We start from the raw sequence: 16,092 nt of genomic DNA, 5'->3' as shown, positions 1-16,092 counted from the left end.
CAGGTTTCTTTTCTACTTGGATTCTTCTTCGTCCGGCTCTTCGTCGATCTGCATGCTGAGCGAGTCGGCGCCGGCGGACGGACTGTTGTCGCCGGGTTCCTTGCGGTCGCCGCGCAGCTTGATCTGCAGGCGCAGGCCGTTGGCCGAGTCGGCGTTGCGGATCGCCTCTTCGTAAGCGATGTAGCCCTTATTATAAAGTTCGTACAGCGCCTGGTCGAAGGTGCACATGCCCAGCTCGCGCGACTTGTGCATGATTTCCTTGATCGCCTGGAAGTTCCCCTTGAAGATCATCTCGGCGATGGTCGGCGTGTTGAGCAGGATTTCAATGGCGGCCTTGCGGCCCTTGCCGTCCTCGGTGCGCACCAGCCGCTGCGACACGATGGCGCGCAGGTTGGACGACAGGTCCATCAGCAGCTGGTTGCGCCGCTCTTCCGGGAAGAAGTTGATGATGCGGTCCATGGTCTGGTTGGAGTTGTTCGCATGCAGCGTGCCCAGGCACAGGTGGCCGGTCTCGGCAAACGCGATCGCGTGCTCCATGGTCTCGGTGTCGCGAATCTCGCCGATCAGGATCACGTCCGGCGCCTGGCGCAGCGTGTTCTTCAGCGCGTTGTGCCACGACAGCGTGTCGACGCCCACCTCGCGGTGCGTGATCAGGCAGCCCTTGTTCTTGTGCACGTACTCGACCGGATCCTCCACCGTGATGATGTGGCCGGCCGAATTGGCGTTGCGGTAGTCGATCATCGCCGCCAGCGTGGTGGACTTGCCGGAGCCGGTGCCGCCGACCACCAGCACCAGCCCGCGCTTGGTCATGATGACTTCCTTCAGCACCTCGGGCAGGTCCAGCTTTTCGAAATTCGGTATTTCCGATGCGATGGTCCGTATCACCATCGCCACGTTCTGCTGCTGCACGAAGACGTTGACGCGGAAGCGGCAGACGTCCGGCAGCGAAATGGCAAAGTTGCATTCCAGCTCAGCCTCGAACTCGCGCTTCTGCTTGTCGTTCATGATCGACAGGGCCAGCGCGCGGGTCACGGAGCCGGTCAGCTTCTGCTGGCTCAGCGGCTTCATCGCCCCCTGCGACTTCATGCTGGGAGGGAAATCCGCAGAAATGAACAAATCCGAACCGCCGGTGTGGTGCATCACCTTCAGCAGCTTGTGCAGGTAGGCCTGCGCCTCTTCAGGACCAAATGTGGAGGACATACTTGCCTTTCGATGGTTACGCCGCATTATATCGGCAGCATTCCGCTACAATAGCTTTTCTAATTATTGCATCCCAGCATCGCCTGTGTTCAAATACATTTCATGACACTGACCGAACTGAAATACATCGTTGCTGTTGCACGAGCGAAACACTTCGGACACGCGGCCGAAGCTTGCTATGTTGCACAGCCTACGCTTTCGGTCGCCATCAAGAAACTGGAAGATGAACTGGGCGTGGTCCTGTTTGAACGGGGCGGCGCCGAAATCTCCGTCACCCCGCTGGGCGCGCAAATCGTCGCCCAGGCCGAGCGCGTGCTGGAACAGACCGCCGCCATCAAGGAACTCGCCAAGCAGAACAAGGATCCGCTGGCCGGACCGCTGCGCCTGGGCGTGATCTACACCATCGGCCCCTACCTGCTGCCGCCGCTGGTCAAGGGCATGATAGACAAAGTGCCGCAGATGCCGCTGATCCTGCAGGAGAACTTCACCGTGCGCCTGCTGGAAATGCTGCGCCAGGGCGAACTGGACGCGGCCATCATGGCGCTGCCGCTGCCGGAGCACGGCATGGCGCTGCAGGCGCTGTACGACGAGCCGTTCGTGGTCGCGATGCCGGCCCAGCATCCGTGGACCAAGCGCAAGAGCATCCCCGCCGACGACCTCAAGACCGAAAACATGCTGCTGCTTGGTAACGGACACTGCTTCCGCGACCAGGTACTGGAAGTATGTCCCGAGATGGCCCGTTTCTCTGCGCCCGGCAACGGCATGCAGCGCACCTTCGAGGGCTCCTCGCTGGAAACCATCCGTCACATGGTCGCCAGCGGCATCGGCCTGACCGTGCTGCCGCGCGCCTCGGTGCCGGACATGGACAGCGACGACGGCATGCTGCGCTTCCGTCCCTTCGACCTGCCGGAGCCGTCGCGCCGGGTGGTCATCGTGTGGCGCAAAAGCTTCACCCGCAAGTCCGCCATCGACGCCGTGTGCGAAGTGGTCGCCGCCTGCAACCTGCCCGGCGTCACCCCGCTCAGCGCCGGATGACGGCGCCGCCGCACCGGCGGGCGCGGGATTTGCGATAATCCCATCTTTCCCTACGAACGACGTCATCCATGAACAAGCTGGAGCTGTATTTCCGCCTCGTGCGGCTGGACAAACCTATCGGCACGCTGCTGCTGCTGTGGCCGACGCTGTGCGCGCTGTGGCTGGCCTCCAACGGTAAGCCGGACTGGACCGTCGTCGGCATCTTCGCGCTCGGCACGCTGCTGATGCGCTCGGCCGGCTGCGCGATGAACGACTACGCCGACCAGGATATCGACAAGTTCGTCAAGCGCACCGCGCAGCGGCCGATCACCAGCGGTCGCGTCAGCGGCAAGGAAGCGCTGGCGATCGCCGCCACGCTGGCCCTGCTGTCGTTCTGCCTGATCCTGGCGCTGAACGCGCTGACCAAGCAGTTGTCGGTGGCCGCCGTCATCATCGCCGGCACCTATCCTTACTTCAAGCGTTTCTTCGCCATCCCGCAAGCCTACCTGGGCATCGCCTTCGGCTTCGGCATCCCGATGGCGTTTGCCGCGCTGCAGGGCACGGTGCCGGTGGTGGCCTGGGTGCTGTTGCTGGGCAACGTGTTCTGGGCCGTGGCCTACGACACCGAGTACGCGATGGTCGACCGCGACGACGACCTGAAGATCGGCATCAAGACCTCGGCCATCACCTTCGGCCGCTACGACGTGGCGGCGGTGATGCTGTGCTACGCCGTGCATCTGGGCTTGCTGCTGGCGTGCGGCTGGCAGTTGGGTATGGGCGTTTGGTTTGCCGGCGGCGTGGCGGTGGCGGCCGGCATCGCCTGCTATCACTACACGCTGATACGCGGCCGCGAACGAGATCGCTGCTTCTACGCCTTCCGCCACAACAACTGGCTGGGCGCGGCGGTGTTCGCCGGCGTGGCGCTCGACTACGCGCTGCGATAGCACGATGGCAGGCTTGCACGATTGAGCCACCGCAAGACGGCGCGGGCCCCGCTGTCTACACTGATTATCCCCAGCCACCAGCCACCTAGACGAGGTCATCATGGATCAGACTCAACAGAACGGTAAAGCCATCTCCGACAGCCAGGCCGCCAGCAACACAGCGCGCGACAAGCTGATGGACGAATTGAAAAGCACCATCGGCGAAGCGGAGAAATGGCTGCAGGACACCGCCGGCCAGGCAAGCGCCGTCGCCTCCGAAGCCCGCGCCCGTTTCGACGACTCGCTGCGCACCGCCAGGGCCGACCTGCGCAAGCTGGAGGACAGCGTCATCGCCCGCGGCCGCGGCGCGGCCGAATCGGCCAACGTCTACGTGCATGACAACCCATGGAAAGCCGTCACCCTCGGCGCCACGATAGGCGTCATCTTCGGGCTGCTGATCGCCAGGAAGTAAATCGCGCTAAATCATGATCCTGGTTGATTCCAGACAGTCAGCTGAAGCGGCGGGTTATTGGCACTCTCGCAATGGCCACTGCATACCAGCCTCCACACGGGCACCATGCAGCTTAAGCACCGACTTCGGCGCCGCCATCAGCCATGCTTTCGCCAGCAGCACCGCCACACCGTCGCGGTGCGCCTGCGGCAGGCGCAGCAGGACCCACGGATGTTCGCGGTAATGGTCTGTGCTGTAGTAGGTTTCCGGCGCTATCGTCAGCAGGCGTTCGCGCTCTTCCCACGTGGCGCGCACCGCGACCGACTCGCCATCCTCCTTCAGCCGCGCCATCAGCTTGCCTTTGACCTTCAGCGCCGGCGTGCCATACGAAGTCGACTCTTCCACCGCGGGAAGCGCCAGGCCGACAGCTTTGAAAGCAGCGTAATCCATGTCACCCGAACGAGCTGCACCAGCCGCCGGCCGCCACCAGCTTGCCGGCGAAGATGGGACAGCCGCCCATGCCGTTCGGGCCATCCTCGTAGATCTGGCATTTGCTGCATTGGTCGCCGGGTTTGAATTCCGGGAATTTGTGCCGGTCCACCTTGCCGGCGTCAATCAAGTAGTTGAACTCTTTCGCCTGCGGCTCGTCCTCCTTGAGCGCCACGCGGTCGTCGGCCCACGCCATGCAGCCCAGCGTCGCGGCGGCCAGGCCGGCGCAGGTGTTGAGAATAAATATTCGGCGATTCGTCATCTTTTTCCTTTCCGTCGCTGCCGCGCCACATGGCGCGACAAGGGCCATGATACGCCGTTGCGGCCGAAAACATGCTGCTATACTCAACGTTGCCAGGCACGCTACATTGACCAATAAAAAAATCAGGGGACAACATGTACAAGGCTATACGCGCAGTCGCACTTTGCGGTTCCATCGGCGTGTTGTTGGGCGCCTGCAGCAAGTCCGAAGCACCGGTGTCCGCCGAAACGGCCAGCGCTGACGCGGCCTTCCAGAAAAAACTGCAAGAGCAATTGCTGGACGCCAAGCCCGGCAGCGTGGTCGAGATCCCCGCCGGCACCTACCGACTGACCAGCGGCCTGACCCTGCGCGGCAACGGCGTGACGATACGCGGCGCCGGCATGGACAAGACCATCCTCTCGTTCAAGGGCCAGATCACCGGGCCGGAAGGCATGCTGGTCTACGCCAGCAACTTCACCATCGAAGGCCTGACCATCGAGGATTCCAAGGGCGACGGCCTGAAGATCAATGACGGCGACAACATCACCATCCGCAAGGTCAAGGTGCAATGGACCGGCGGCTCCAAGGTCAGCAACGGCGCCTACGGCATCTACCCGGTCAAGACCAGAAACGTGCTGATCGAGGACTGCGTGGCGATCGCCGCGTCCGACGCCGGCATCTACGTCGGCCAGTCCAACGGCGTGGTCGTGCGCCGTTCGCGCGCCGAGCAGAACGTGGCCGGCATCGAGATCGAGAACACCATCAACGCCGACGTCTACGACAACGTCGCCACCAACAACACCGGCGGCATCCTGGTGTTCAACATGCCCAACCTGTCGCAGCCGGGCCATAGCACCCGCGTGTACAAGAACAAGGTCGAGAAGAACAACCTGGGCAACTTCGCCGCGCGCGGCACGGCGGTGGCCAGCGTGCCGGCCGGTTCCGGCATCGTCATCAACTCCAATTCGAAAGTGGAAATCTTCGACAACGACGTCACCGACAACCAGACCGCCAACGTCATCATCTCCAGCTACCACTCGACCGGCTACTACACTGAAAAAGGCGTGGCCGCCGGCTACGACCCGTATCCCAAGGCGATCTACGTGTACGGCAACCGCTTCAAGGGCGGCGGCGACTCGCCCGACGGCCTCGACCTGAAGGCGCTGAAGATCGCCATGTACGGCTTGAGCGGCCACCTGCCCGACGTGCTGTGGGACGGCTACGTGGACACCAAGCTGATGGTCAAGGGCGTGCTGCCGGCCGACCAGCGCATCTGCATCCAGGACGGCGTGGACGTGCTCAACGCCGACGGCCCGAACAAGTACAAAAACCCGAGCAAGGACACCGCGCCGTACCGCTGCGAACTGGCCAAGCTGCCGCCGGTGACCATTACCCAGCTCGCCGCGCAATCATGATGGGAGCAAGCGTAGTGCGCCCGCTGCTGCTGGCGATGGCGGCGTGCGCACTGTCGGCATGCACGCAGAACCAGCAGCCGGTCAGCTTCATCGCCGAAGGCAATCCGGCCAAACTGAGCGACTGGCATCTGATGGCCGTCGCCGGCGGCCGCCTGAACCTGAACACCGGCGTCGTGCCCTACGACCTGAACACGCCGCTGTTCACCGACTATGCGCAAAAGCTGCGCACCGTGTGGATGCCGAAGGGACTGAGCGCCGTCTACAACGCCGACACCACGTTCGAGTTCCCGGTCGGCACCATCATCAGCAAGACCTTTTATTATCCGAAGGCGTCCGGCCCGGCCAAGGCGGTGCTGGCGACCTACGACACCAGCAAGAACGGCGGCGACAAGCTGGACCTGGCCAATGTGCGCCTGATCGAAACCCGGCTGCTGGTGCGCCGCGCCGACGGCTGGATCGCCCTGCCCTACGTGTGGAATCCCGAGCAGACCGAGGCCGTGCTGTCGCGCACCGGCGACCAGGTGCCGCTGGAAGTGGTGCACGAGGACCGGAGCCGCAAGCGGCTGACCTATGTGGTGCCGAACGTGAACCAGTGCGCGTCCTGCCACGTGGCGGACGTCAAGTCGCGCCAGTTCCAACCCATCGGACCGAAGGCGCGGCACATGAACCGCAGCTACAGTCACGACGGCGTGAGCGTCAACCAGCTCGACTACCTGGCGCGCATCGGCTACCTGAGCGGCGTGCCGGCCAACGCGGCGACGGCCGCGCCGCACAACGCCAACTGGCGCGATCCGGCGCAAACGCTGGACGCGCGCGCCCGCGCCTACCTGGACATCAACTGCGCCCACTGCCACAACGACAAGGGCGCGGCCAACACCACGGCGCTGCATCTGAACATCGGCGCACCGGCCGACCTGCACCTGGGATTGTGCAAGCCGCCGGTGGCGGCGGGCGCCGGCACCGGCGGCCACGGCTACGGCATCGCGCCCGGCAAGCCGGACGAGTCGATCATGGTCTACCGGCTCAGTTCCGCCGAAACCGGCATCATGATGCCGGAGCTGGGACGCGGCTCGGTCCACAAGGAAGGCGTGGCGCTGATACGCGCATGGATCGCGGCGATGAAGCAGGGCTGCGACAGCAAGAACTAGCTGGCCGCGCCCAGTTCGTCGCCCATCTCCTTGCCGCGGTGGGCCGCGGCCTTCATGGCCTTGATGATGGCGGCCTTGACGCCGCTCTCCTCCATGCTGGTCAGCGCCGCATAGGTGGTGCCGCCCTTCGAGGTGACCCGTTCGCGCAGCAGCGACACCGGCTCGCTCGAGCGGATCGCCAATTGCGAGGCGCCGCCGAAGGTGGCCAGCGCCAGCTGCTTGCCCTGCTCCTCGCTCAAGCCCATTTCCACCGCGGCCTGCTGCATCGCCTCGATAAAGTAGAACACATAGGCCGGGCCGCTGCCGGAAACCGCCGTCACCGCATCGATCTGCGCCTCGTCGTCCAGCCACACGGTGGGGCCGACGGCGCGCAGGATGTCGTCCGCCATCTTCTTCTGTTCCGCGCTGACCCCGGCCGTCGCCGCCATGCCGGTGATGCCCATGCCGATCAGCGCCGGCGTGTTCGGCATGCAGCGCACGATGGCGCCGTAGCCGCCCAGCCAGCGCGACAGGTCGGCGCCGCGGATGCCGGCCGCGATCGACACGATCAGCGGCTGCCTGGCCGGCGAGATCAGCGGCGCCAATTGCGCCGCCACTTCGCGCATGCTTTGCGGCTTCACCGCCAGCACGATCACGTCGGCCGCCGACACGGCGCCGTCCGCGCCGGCGGCGGTGGTCACGCCGAACTGCGCGTGCAGCCGCGCCAGCGCTTCCGCGTTCGGGTCGGCCACGTGGATGTTGGCGCCGGCCGTCAGTTTGTTCGCCAGTCCGGCGATCAGGGCGGAGGCCATGTTGCCGCCGCCGATAAATGCTATTTTCATCGTCATGCCTTGTTGTATTGTCGTGATCCAAAAATGGCGCTGCCGACGCGCACGATGGTGGCGCCCTCGACGATCGCCGCGCGCATGTCGGCCGACATGCCCATCGACAGCGTATCGAGCGCCAGGCCGTCGGCGCGCAACTGCTCGTACAGCGCCCGCAGCTGCGCGAACGCCGCGCGCTGCTGTTCAAAGTCCTCGGCCGGCTCGGGGATCGCCATCAGGCCGCGTAACGTCAGATTCGGCAGCGCCGCGACCTTGTGGGCCAGCGCCGCCAGTTCGTCCGGGGCGACGCCGCTCTTGCTGGCCTCGCCGCTGATATTCACCTGCAGGCAGATCTGCAGCGGCGCCATGCCGGCCGGCCGCTGCTCGGACAGCCTCTGCGCGATCTTCTCGCGTTCGACCGTGTGCACCCAGGCGAAGTTCTCGGCGATGGGGCGGGTCTTGTTGCTCTGGATCGGTCCGATGAAATGCCATTCCAGCGCCGGCGCGCCGGCCGCCTGCAGCGCCTTGATCTTGTCCAGTCCCTCCTGCAGGTAATTCTCGCCGAACGCGCGCTGGCCCGCGCCCACCGCCTCCAGCACCGCCTCCGGGCCGAAGGTCTTGGACACGGCCAGCAGGCGCACCGACTGAGGCGGCCGGCCAACATCTTGGGCTGTGGCAACAATAGTCGAGGTGATTGCTTGCAAGTTCTGGGGGATCAGGGACATAATCATCGGGTAAAAAATCGTTATTAAGCTGTACATCAGACTGCACATCACCAACGTCAGGCACAGGGATTATAAATGGACATCTCCGAACTTCTCGCATTCTCCGTCAAGAACAAGGCTTCGGACTTGCACCTGTCAGCCGGCCTGCCGCCGATGATACGGGTACACGGCGACGTGCGCCGCATCAACCTGCCGCCGCTGGAGCACAAGGACGTGCACGGCATGATTTATGACATCATGAACGACGGCCAGCGCAAGGCCTACGAAGAAATGCTGGAATGCGACTTTTCGTTCGCGATTCCGGGGCTGGCGCGCTTCCGCGTCAACGCCTACAACCAGGAACGGGGCGCGTCGGCGGTGCTGCGGACGATTCCGTCGAAGATCCTGAGCCTGGAGGAACTGAACGCGCCGAAGATCTTCGCCGATTTCGCCCTGAAACCGCGCGGCCTGGTGCTGGTGACGGGACCGACCGGCTCCGGCAAGTCGACCACCCTGGCGGCGATGGTCAACCACCTCAACGAAAACGAATACGGCCACATTCTGACGATCGAAGACCCGATCGAGTTCGTGCACGAATCGAAGAAATGCCTGATCAACCAGCGCGAGGTGGGGCCGCACACGCTGTCGTTCAACAACGCGCTGCGCTCGGCGCTGCGGGAAGACCCGGACGCGATCCTGGTGGGCGAGCTGCGCGACCTGGAAACCATCCGCCTGGCGCTATCGGCGGCGGAGACGGGCCACCTGGTGTTCGGCACCCTGCACACCTCGTCGGCCGCCAAGACCATCGACCGTATCGTCGACGTGTTCCCGGCCGATGAAAAGGAAATGGTGAGGGCGATGCTGTCCGAATCGCTGCAGGCGGTGATCTCGCAGACGCTGCTGAAGACCAAGGACGGCAGCGGCCGTGTGGCGGCGCACGAGATCATGGTGGCCACGCCGGCGATCCGCAACCTGATCCGCGAAGCGAAGATCGCGCAGATGTACTCGGCGATCCAGACCGGCAGCAACGTCGGCATGCAGACCCTGGACCAGAACCTGACGGACCTGGTGCGCCGCAACGTCATCAGCGCCGCCGCCGCCCGCAATGCCGCCAAGACGCCGGACAACTTCCCCGGCTAAAACCTGGGGTCAGATCCGACATTTGGACACGAGCTCTGCCGTAGCGGCCGCTACGGCAGAGCGCGTGTCCAAATGTCGGATCTGACCCCGACTTAAAGGACACATCATGGAACGCGACCAGGCATCCAAATTCATGTTCGACTTGCTGCGCTTGATGACCAGCAAGAAGGGCTCGGACCTCTTCATCACCGCCGGCTTCCCGCCGGCCATCAAGATCGACGGCAAGATGACGCCGGTGTCGTCGCAGGTCCTGACCTCCGCCCACACCATGGACCTGGCCCGCTCCATCATGAACGACAAGCAGACCGCCTCGTTCGAGCTGACCAAGGAGGCCAACTTCGCCATCAGCCCCGGCGACCTGGGCCGCTTCCGCGTGTCGGCGTTTGTGCAGATGAGCTCGGTCGGCATGGTGTTGCGGACCATCACCAGCGAAATCCCCAAGCTCGAGGACCTCGGCCTGCCCGACGTGCTCAAGGACGTCGTCATGTCCAAGCGCGGCCTGGTGGTCATGGTCGGCGCCACCGGCTCCGGCAAGTCGACCACCTTGGCGGCCATGGTCGGCTACCGCAACGAGAACAGCTACGGCCACATCATCACCATCGAGGATCCGGTCGAGTACGTCCACCCGCACAAGAACTGCATCATGACCCAGCGCGAGGTCGGCGTCGACACCGACGACTGGGAAATCGCGCTGAAGAACACGCTGCGCCAGGCGCCGGACGTGATCCAGATCGGCGAGATCCGCGACCGCCAGACCATGGACCACGCGATCGCCTTCGCCGAAACCGGCCACCTGTGCCTGGCCACCCTGCACGCCAACAGCGCCAACCAGGCGCTGGACCGCATCATCAACTTCTTCCCCGAGGAGCGCCGCCAGCAGCTGCTGATGGACCTGTCGCTGAACCTGAAGGGCATGATTTCCCAGCGCCTGATCCCGAAGAAGGAAGCCAAGGGCCGCGCCGTGGCGATCGAGATCCTGCTCAATTCGCCGCTGATCTCGGACCTGATCTTCAAGGGCGAAGTCCACGAAATCAAGGAGCTGATGAAGAAGTCGCGCGAACTGGGCATGCAGACCTTCGACCAGTCGCTGTTCGACCTGCACGAGGCGGACCTGATCACCTACGAGGACGCGCTGCGCAACGCCGACTCCGTCAACGACCTGCGACTGGCTATCAAGCTGGAAGGCAAGGCCGCCAAGAACCGCGACCTGTCGGCCGGCACCGAACATCTGGGACTCGTCTAAGGAAGCACCGTGAGCACACTCTACGACATCACCGCCGACAGCCTGGCCGGCACCCCGGTCGACCTGGGCCGGTACAAGGGCCAGGTCCTGCTGATCGTCAACACCGCCAGCAACTGCGGCTTCACGCCGCAATACAAGGGGCTGGAGGCGGTCTACCAGCAGTTCAAGGACAAGGGCGTGACGGTGCTGGGCTTCCCCTGCAACCAGTTCGGCGCCCAGGAGCCGGGCCAGGCCGACGAGATCGGCGCCTTCTGCGAAAAGAACTACGGCGTCACCTTCCCGCTGTTCGCCAAGATCGACGTCAACGGCGACCACGCCCACCCGCTGTTCCAGAAGCTCAAGAAGGACGCGCCCGGCATCCTCGGTACCGAGGCGATCAAATGGAACTTCACCAAGTTCCTGATCCGCAAGGACGGCACCGTCTACGACCGCTACGCTCCGTCCACCAAGCCGGAAGACCTGATTGCCGACATCGAAAAGCTGTTGGCCGAATAAGCTTGGTCAGGAAAGTTGTAAAATACTGAAAACGTTTTCCAAAAAACGTGCTTTGGGTTAACTTTTCGGTAATAATGGCTGTTGGTCATTTCCAATCGAATCAGTCGCCTATGTCGTTGTTTGGAAAAATACTTTCGCAATGGATGCGGATGGGGATGTATTCCCGTTTGTTCCTGCCCATCTTCGTCATCATTGCCGTGGTGGTGGGCCTGCGATACACCTTGCTGTTCCAGTCGGAAACGGAATACGCCAATGCCCGCTATCAAAAAGACGCGGGAGAACTGGGCGTTTACCTGCACAAGGCCCTGCTGCCGGCGCTGACCACGCCGGACCGCGCCGCCCTCGACAACATCCTGTCCGGCGCCCTGCTGCTGGAGGCCGACCTGGTCTCGGCGCGGCTGGACTACGCCGGCGGCCATCTCGAGGCGCTGCGCAGCGCGCGGCCGGCGCCGTCGTTCCCCAGCTGGTTCCACGACCTGCACGGGCTGGCGCCGATCGACCGCACCATCTACATCGGCAACGCCATGCTGGTGCTGGCCTTCGAACCGACGCTGCCGCTGGAACAGGTCTGGCGCACGCTGCGCCAGCAGGCCGTCATCTCCACGGTCAACATCGCCATCATCTACACGCTGCTGGGCATCATCTTGTTCGCCAACAAGCGCATGCTCAAGCGTGTGACCGACACCACCACCCGCTTCCAGCACGGCGACCACAGCGTGCGCCTGCCGGTCAGCGGCACGCTCGAGGCGCGCACGGTGGCCATCACCTTCAACAACATGGCGCAGCGCGTGCAGGCGCTGGTGTACAAGCTGCAGCAAAGCCAGTCCGAGCTGAGCCGGCAATTGGAACAGACGCTGCGGGCGCAGGCGCAGCTGCAGGCAGAGAAGGACCGCATCGAAGTGACGCTGGCGTCGATCGGCGACGCCGTCATCACCACCGACCTGATGGGCAAGGTCGCCACCATCAACGACGTGGCGCAGCAGCTGACCGGCTGGTCCGAGTCGCGCGCGCGCGGCATGGAGCTGCATCAGGTGTTCGTCTTGGAGAACAACTTCGGCCAGCACTCGCTGCTCAAATCGATGGCGGCGATCTACGCCGGCGGCGAAGTCGTCAAGGTCGGCAACCAGAGCCTGCGCAACCGCCTCGGCCAGAGTTTCACCGTCGAATACACGGCCAACGCGATCCGCGCCGCGCTTGGCGAGGTGCAGGGTTCGGTGCTGGTGTTCCGCGACGTGACGGAGCGCCGCCAGCTGATGCAGCAGATCTCCTGGCAAAGCAATCACGACATCCTGACCGGACTGCCGAACCGCGCCGCGCTGGCGGCCCGCTTCGAGCAGGAAGTGGCCCGCGCGCGCGACCAGGACTACCTGCTGGCCGTGTGCCTGTTCGACCTCGATCACTTCCAGCACGTGAACCAGACGCTGGGCCAAACCGTCGGCGACGAGATCCTCAAGCAGGCCGCCAGCCGCCTGCACGACTTTGCCGGCCAGCGTCATTACGTGGCGCGCCTGGGCGGCGATGAATTCGTGCTGCTGCTGCCCGAACTGGAAGACCGCGCCGGCGTCGAGCGGGCGATGGAGCGGCTGATGGCGGCGCTGTCGCGCGACTATGTGTGCGAAGGCCAGGCGGTCAGCATGTCGGCCAGCGCCGGCATCGCCGTCTACACCGGCAACGAGATCAGCGCAGACAGCCTGCTGCGCCATGCCGACCAGGCGCTGTACCAGGCCAAGATCACGGGCCGCAACCGCTATCATTTCTTCGACGCCGACCTGGACGAACAGGTCCGCACCCATCACAACCGCCGCACCGAGGTCCGCGCCGCGCTGCGCGCCGGCGAACTGCGGCTGTACTACCAACCCAAGCTGGACATGCGCAAGGGCCGCATCGTCGGCATGGAGGCGCTGCTGCGCTGGCAGCATCCGCAGCGCGGCATCGTCGGCCCGATGGACTTCCTGCCCATCGTCGAGCACAGCGACGTGATCGTCGACATCGGCGAATGGGTGCTGCGCGAAGCCCTGCGCCAGCTGCTGGTCTGGCGCGAGTCCAACCCCGACTGGGTCATCAGCGTCAACATCGCCGCGCGCCATTTCCAGCGTTCCGACTTCGTGGGGCAGCTGACGGCGATCCTGGCCGAGTTCCCGCAAGTGCCGCCGCACATGCTGGAGCTGGAGATACTTGAGTCGTCGGCGCTGAGCGACATCAGCCACGTGCGCCGCATCATGCTCGAGTGCCAGACGCTGGGCATCAGCTTCGCGCTGGACGATTTCGGCACCGGTTACTCGTCGATGTCCTACCTGAAGCGCCTGCCGGCGGACGTGCTGAAGATCGACCAGAGCTTCGTGCGCAACATGCTGGTGGACCGCGACGATCTGCACCTGGTCAGCGCCGTCATCGGCCTGGCCAGGTCCTTCGGCCTGGGCGTGATCGCCGAGGGGGTCGAGACCATCGAGCACGGCGCCATGCTGATGCGGCTGGGCTGCGACCTGGTGCAGGGCTACGGCATCGCCCGGCCGATGCCGGCGGACGATGTGCTGCCCTGGGTCGCCAGCTTCGACCAGGCCAAGGTGTGGCAGGCGGCAGCCCAGCTGCCGCCTATCCTCAACCTGCACAGCGAACCGGCCGCCAGCACGTCGCAGATGCCCTTGTTCGTGCAGGGTTAGGCTATAGGCTAGACGGCGGCGCGCCGTTCGCTCATGCGCCGCTCGCTGAGCGAGCTGGGGCCGATCGCCTCGCCTATCCCTTCGGCCGTCTGCACGCCGCGCACCGTCCGGCGCTTGGCATACCAGTCGCGGATGATCTGGCCGGCCGTCTCGCGCGCGCCCAGCCCGAACGCCAGGCCCGCCGCCAGCGCCACCGCGCCGACCAGCGCCACAAACAGCGCGTCGACAAACATGGTCGCGATGCCGAGCTGGCCGATCGCCACGATCACGCCGAAGCCGAGCACCAGGCCACTGGCCACCTTGCCCAGCAGGTCGGCGTTGCGCAAATCGCTTTCCGTGGCGGCGCCGCGCACCAGCTTGCCCAGCGAGTTGGCCGCCAGCCCGGCGATTACCAGGATCACCACCGCCACCACCACGTTCGGCAGCCACAGCAGCACCTGCCGCAGCACTTCCGACACCGCCGGCAGTCCCAGCGCATCGAAAGCGACCACCAGCGCGATCAGCCGCACGAACCACTTGACCACGGCACCCACCACGCCGGCCGAATCCATCGGCATGCCCATGTTGTGGAAGAAGCCGGCCAGGCCGGCACGCTGTGCCAGGTCATTGAATTTAACGGAGCGCAGCAGGACCATTATGGCTTTCGCCAGCGCGGCCGCGATCAGCCAGCCGACGATGAGTATGACCGCAAATCCGATCAGTTTCGGGATTGCCTGAAACAGCATGGCCATGGCGGCGGACAGCGATGTCATCAAGGCCGTTCCCCACTCGGTGATTTGATTTTGCATGATTCCTCCAGTTGGTTCGATTGATCGCATGGAGGCAGGCCGCACCGCCGCCGTTGCCTCCCCACCCCTGTGAGGCAATCGGCGACGGTCAAAGTTCCTGATTTACGCTGCGCCTTTGACGGGCGCCAAAAAACTAAGTCAGCGCGCGGTCGATCAGCTCGATCCAGTGCGTCACCGGCGTCTGCGTGCCCGACTGCAGGTGCGCGCTACAGCCGACGTTGGCCGAGACGATGGTGGCGGCGCCGGTATCGGCCAGGTTGGCCAGCTTGCGGTCGCGCAGCTGCAGCGACAGCTCCGGCTGCAGCAGCGAATAGGTGCCGGCCGAGCCGCAGCACAGATGGCTGTCGGCACACAATACGACGTCGACGCCGACCGCGCGCAGCACGCCCTCGACCTTGCCGCGTATCTGCTGGCCATGCTGCAGCGTGCACGGCGGATGGTAGGCGACGCGTCCGCCGGCGCCGTTGCCGTTACTGTTGCCGGTGCCTGCGCGGCGCTTCAATTCCTCTTCGAATTCGGGCATGACCTCGCTCAGGTCGCGCGTCAACGCGGCAATGCGCTGCGCCTTGTCGGCGTAGGCGCTGTCGTGCGCCAGCAGGTGGCCGTATTCCTTGACCGTGACGCCGCAGCCGGAGGCCGTCATCACAATCGCCTCGACCGCGCCGTCCCGCACATACGGCCACCAGGCATCGACGTTGCGTCGCATGTCGTCCAGCGCCGCTTGCTGGTCATTCAGGTGATGGCGCAGCGCGCCGCAGCAGCCGGCCTTGGGCGCCACCATCAGTTGCACGCCCAGCGCATCCAGTACACGCGCGGTGGCGGCGTTGATGTTGGGCGCCATCGCCGGCTGCGCGCAGCCTTCCAGCACCAGCATCTTGCGCGCGTGTTCGCGCGTCGGCCAGGCGCCGGCGCCCTGCATCGTCGGAATCTTGTCCTGCAGCGCAGGCGACAGCAGCGGACGGAAAATCTGTCCCGCGCGCAGGGCCGCCGTGAACACCGCCTTGCGCGGCAAGGCTTGCTTCAGCACCAGCCGCTTCATGCGCTCGATGAACGGGCGCTCGACGCGCTCCTCCACCACCTTGCGCCCGATGTCGATCAGGCGCCCGTACTTGACGCCGGACGGACAGGTGGTTTCGCAGTTGCGGCAGGTCAGGCAGCGGTCCAGGTGGGTTTGGGTCTTGACCGTGACCGGCGCGCCTTCCAGCACCTGCTTGATCAGGTAGATGCGTCCGCGCGGACCGTCCAGCTCATCGCCCAGCAGCTGGTAGGTCGGGCAGGTGGCGGTGCAGAAGCCGCAGTGGACGCAGGCGCGCAGGATGGCGTCGGCCTCTTCGCCTTCGCGGGTGTTCTTGATGAAATCGGCGAGATTGGTTTGCAT

General features: G+C 64.7%; 16 protein-coding genes. 9 read left to right on the top strand and 7 right to left on the bottom strand.

Annotation, left to right across the window (positions count from 1 at the left end):
* Nucleotides 1-12: 12 nt before the first annotated feature.
* On the bottom strand, nucleotides 13-1,200 hold the full coding sequence (locus ACSQ3S_RS06510; protein WP_176654711.1) for a PilT/PilU family type 4a pilus ATPase: 1,188 nt from the start codon (nucleotides 1,198-1,200) through the stop codon (nucleotides 13-15).
* 102 nt (nucleotides 1,201-1,302) lie between these two features.
* On the opposite strand from ACSQ3S_RS06510, the gene ACSQ3S_RS06505 reads away from it, so the two are divergent.
* The 3 genes from ACSQ3S_RS06505 to ACSQ3S_RS06495 all read left to right on the top strand — a co-directional run bounded on the left by ACSQ3S_RS06505 (nucleotide 1,303) and on the right by ACSQ3S_RS06495 (nucleotide 3,609).
* Nucleotides 1,303-2,235 (top strand): hydrogen peroxide-inducible genes activator, encoded by a 933-nt coding sequence (locus tag ACSQ3S_RS06505; RefSeq protein ID WP_353399642.1) that lies wholly within the window; start codon nucleotides 1,303-1,305, stop codon nucleotides 2,233-2,235.
* Nucleotides 2,236-2,303: 68 nt separating this feature from the next.
* Complete coding sequence (gene ubiA, locus ACSQ3S_RS06500) at nucleotides 2,304-3,158, top strand: 4-hydroxybenzoate octaprenyltransferase (RefSeq protein ID WP_436141903.1); 855 nt, start codon at nucleotides 2,304-2,306, stop codon at nucleotides 3,156-3,158.
* Nucleotides 3,159-3,258: 100 nt separating this feature from the next.
* Nucleotides 3,259-3,609, top strand: coding sequence for a DUF883 family protein (locus ACSQ3S_RS06495; protein ID WP_176654714.1), 351 nt, complete (start codon nucleotides 3,259-3,261; stop codon nucleotides 3,607-3,609).
* Nucleotides 3,610-3,663: 54 nt separating this feature from the next.
* Here ACSQ3S_RS06495 and ACSQ3S_RS06490 read toward each other — a convergent pair whose 3' ends face one another.
* Both ACSQ3S_RS06490 and ACSQ3S_RS06485 read right to left on the bottom strand, forming a co-directional pair.
* The gene (locus ACSQ3S_RS06490; RefSeq protein WP_436141902.1) at nucleotides 3,664-4,038 is read right to left on the bottom strand and encodes an MmcQ/YjbR family DNA-binding protein; all 375 of its coding nucleotides are present in this window, start codon (nucleotides 4,036-4,038) and stop codon (nucleotides 3,664-3,666) included.
* A 1-nt stretch (nucleotide 4,039) separates the two neighbouring features.
* Entirely contained in the window at nucleotides 4,040-4,339 is a 300-nt protein-coding gene (locus tag ACSQ3S_RS06485; RefSeq protein WP_176654718.1) for a high-potential iron-sulfur protein, read from the bottom strand.
* Nucleotides 4,340-4,473: 134 nt separating this feature from the next.
* On the opposite strand from ACSQ3S_RS06485, the gene ACSQ3S_RS06480 reads away from it, so the two are divergent.
* Together ACSQ3S_RS06480 and ACSQ3S_RS06475 are read left to right on the top strand one after the other, a co-directional pair.
* A complete protein-coding gene (locus ACSQ3S_RS06480; RefSeq protein WP_436141901.1) occupies nucleotides 4,474-5,733 on the top strand; it encodes a parallel beta-helix domain-containing protein in 1,260 nt (419 codons plus the stop codon).
* Nucleotides 5,730-6,881 (top strand): SO2930 family diheme c-type cytochrome, encoded by a 1,152-nt coding sequence (locus ACSQ3S_RS06475; RefSeq protein WP_436141900.1) that lies wholly within the window; start codon nucleotides 5,730-5,732, stop codon nucleotides 6,879-6,881. The genes ACSQ3S_RS06480 and ACSQ3S_RS06475 overlap by 4 nt, the downstream gene beginning before the upstream one ends.
* Here ACSQ3S_RS06475 and proC read toward each other — a convergent pair.
* Both proC and ACSQ3S_RS06465 read right to left on the bottom strand, forming a co-directional pair.
* Nucleotides 6,878-7,702, bottom strand: a complete 825-nt coding sequence (proC, locus tag ACSQ3S_RS06470; protein WP_436141899.1) for a pyrroline-5-carboxylate reductase — start codon at nucleotides 7,700-7,702, stop codon at nucleotides 6,878-6,880. The two genes, ACSQ3S_RS06475 and proC, sit on opposite strands and share 4 nt — an antisense overlap.
* A 2-nt stretch (nucleotides 7,703-7,704) precedes the next feature.
* Nucleotides 7,705-8,409 carry a YggS family pyridoxal phosphate-dependent enzyme gene (locus tag ACSQ3S_RS06465; RefSeq protein WP_176654722.1) on the bottom strand — a complete coding sequence of 235 codons (705 nt, stop codon included), beginning with the start codon at nucleotides 8,407-8,409 and terminating at the stop codon, nucleotides 7,705-7,707.
* A 75-nt stretch (nucleotides 8,410-8,484) separates the two neighbouring features.
* Between ACSQ3S_RS06465 and ACSQ3S_RS06460 the strand changes: the two genes are divergently transcribed.
* The 4 genes from ACSQ3S_RS06460 to ACSQ3S_RS06445 all read left to right on the top strand — a co-directional run bounded on the left by ACSQ3S_RS06460 (nucleotide 8,485) and on the right by ACSQ3S_RS06445 (nucleotide 13,926).
* Nucleotides 8,485-9,528 carry a type IV pilus twitching motility protein PilT gene (locus ACSQ3S_RS06460; protein ID WP_176654723.1) on the top strand — a complete coding sequence of 348 codons (1,044 nt, stop codon included), beginning with the start codon at nucleotides 8,485-8,487 and terminating at the stop codon, nucleotides 9,526-9,528.
* 106 nt (nucleotides 9,529-9,634) lie between these two features.
* On the top strand, nucleotides 9,635-10,771 hold the full coding sequence (locus ACSQ3S_RS06455; protein WP_176654724.1) for a PilT/PilU family type 4a pilus ATPase: 1,137 nt from the start codon (nucleotides 9,635-9,637) through the stop codon (nucleotides 10,769-10,771).
* Between the two features lie 9 nt (nucleotides 10,772-10,780).
* Complete coding sequence (locus ACSQ3S_RS06450) at nucleotides 10,781-11,266, top strand: glutathione peroxidase (protein ID WP_353399602.1); 486 nt, start codon at nucleotides 10,781-10,783, stop codon at nucleotides 11,264-11,266.
* A gap of 155 nt (nucleotides 11,267-11,421) precedes the next feature.
* Nucleotides 11,422-13,926, top strand: coding sequence for a putative bifunctional diguanylate cyclase/phosphodiesterase (locus ACSQ3S_RS06445; RefSeq protein WP_436141898.1), 2,505 nt, complete (start codon nucleotides 11,422-11,424; stop codon nucleotides 13,924-13,926).
* An 8-nt stretch (nucleotides 13,927-13,934) separates the two neighbouring features.
* Here the strand turns inward: ACSQ3S_RS06445 and ACSQ3S_RS06440 are convergent, their stop codons facing one another.
* On the bottom strand, nucleotides 13,935-14,714 hold the full coding sequence (locus tag ACSQ3S_RS06440; RefSeq protein ID WP_176654727.1) for a mechanosensitive ion channel family protein: 780 nt from the start codon (nucleotides 14,712-14,714) through the stop codon (nucleotides 13,935-13,937).
* 133 nt (nucleotides 14,715-14,847) lie between these two features.
* Complete coding sequence (gene glcF, locus ACSQ3S_RS06435) at nucleotides 14,848-16,092, bottom strand: glycolate oxidase subunit GlcF (protein ID WP_436141897.1); 1,245 nt, start codon at nucleotides 16,090-16,092, stop codon at nucleotides 14,848-14,850.

It is taken from the genome of Duganella sp. LjRoot269, from assembly GCF_964254095.1.
GTDB classification, from domain to species: Bacteria; Pseudomonadota; Gammaproteobacteria; order Burkholderiales; family Burkholderiaceae_D; genus Rugamonas; species Rugamonas hordei.
This window is presented reverse-complemented; position numbering and strand designations above follow the sequence as displayed.

What these genes read in the sequence shown, in the direction of transcription:
- ACSQ3S_RS06440 (WP_176654727.1), bottom strand. Translation starts at nt 14,714, where the DNA reads ATGCAAAATCAAATCACCGAGTGGGGAACGGCCTTGATGACATCGCTG.
- ACSQ3S_RS06490 (WP_436141902.1), bottom strand. Translation starts at nt 4,038, where the DNA reads ATGGATTACGCTGCTTTCAAAGCTGTCGGCCTGGCGCTTCCCGCGGTG.
- ACSQ3S_RS06445 (WP_436141898.1), top strand. Translation starts at nt 11,422, where the DNA reads ATGTATTCCCGTTTGTTCCTGCCCATCTTCGTCATCATTGCCGTGGTG.
- ACSQ3S_RS06510 (WP_176654711.1), bottom strand. Translation starts at nt 1,200, where the DNA reads ATGTCCTCCACATTTGGTCCTGAAGAGGCGCAGGCCTACCTGCACAAG.
- ACSQ3S_RS06465 (WP_176654722.1), bottom strand. Translation starts at nt 8,409, where the DNA reads ATGTCCCTGATCCCCCAGAACTTGCAAGCAATCACCTCGACTATTGTT.
- ACSQ3S_RS06455 (WP_176654724.1), top strand. Translation starts at nt 9,635, where the DNA reads ATGGAACGCGACCAGGCATCCAAATTCATGTTCGACTTGCTGCGCTTG.
- ACSQ3S_RS06480 (WP_436141901.1), top strand. Translation starts at nt 4,474, where the DNA reads ATGTACAAGGCTATACGCGCAGTCGCACTTTGCGGTTCCATCGGCGTG.
- ubiA (WP_436141903.1), top strand. Translation starts at nt 2,304, where the DNA reads ATGAACAAGCTGGAGCTGTATTTCCGCCTCGTGCGGCTGGACAAACCT.
- glcF (WP_436141897.1), bottom strand. Translation starts at nt 16,092, where the DNA reads ATGCAAACCAATCTCGCCGATTTCATCAAGAACACCCGCGAAGGCGAA.
- ACSQ3S_RS06475 (WP_436141900.1), top strand. Translation starts at nt 5,730, where the DNA reads ATGATGGGAGCAAGCGTAGTGCGCCCGCTGCTGCTGGCGATGGCGGCG.
- ACSQ3S_RS06495 (WP_176654714.1), top strand. Translation starts at nt 3,259, where the DNA reads ATGGATCAGACTCAACAGAACGGTAAAGCCATCTCCGACAGCCAGGCC.
- ACSQ3S_RS06460 (WP_176654723.1), top strand. Translation starts at nt 8,485, where the DNA reads ATGGACATCTCCGAACTTCTCGCATTCTCCGTCAAGAACAAGGCTTCG.
- proC (WP_436141899.1), bottom strand. Translation starts at nt 7,702, where the DNA reads ATGAAAATAGCATTTATCGGCGGCGGCAACATGGCCTCCGCCCTGATC.
- ACSQ3S_RS06485 (WP_176654718.1), bottom strand. Translation starts at nt 4,339, where the DNA reads ATGACGAATCGCCGAATATTTATTCTCAACACCTGCGCCGGCCTGGCC.
- ACSQ3S_RS06505 (WP_353399642.1), top strand. Translation starts at nt 1,303, where the DNA reads ATGACACTGACCGAACTGAAATACATCGTTGCTGTTGCACGAGCGAAA.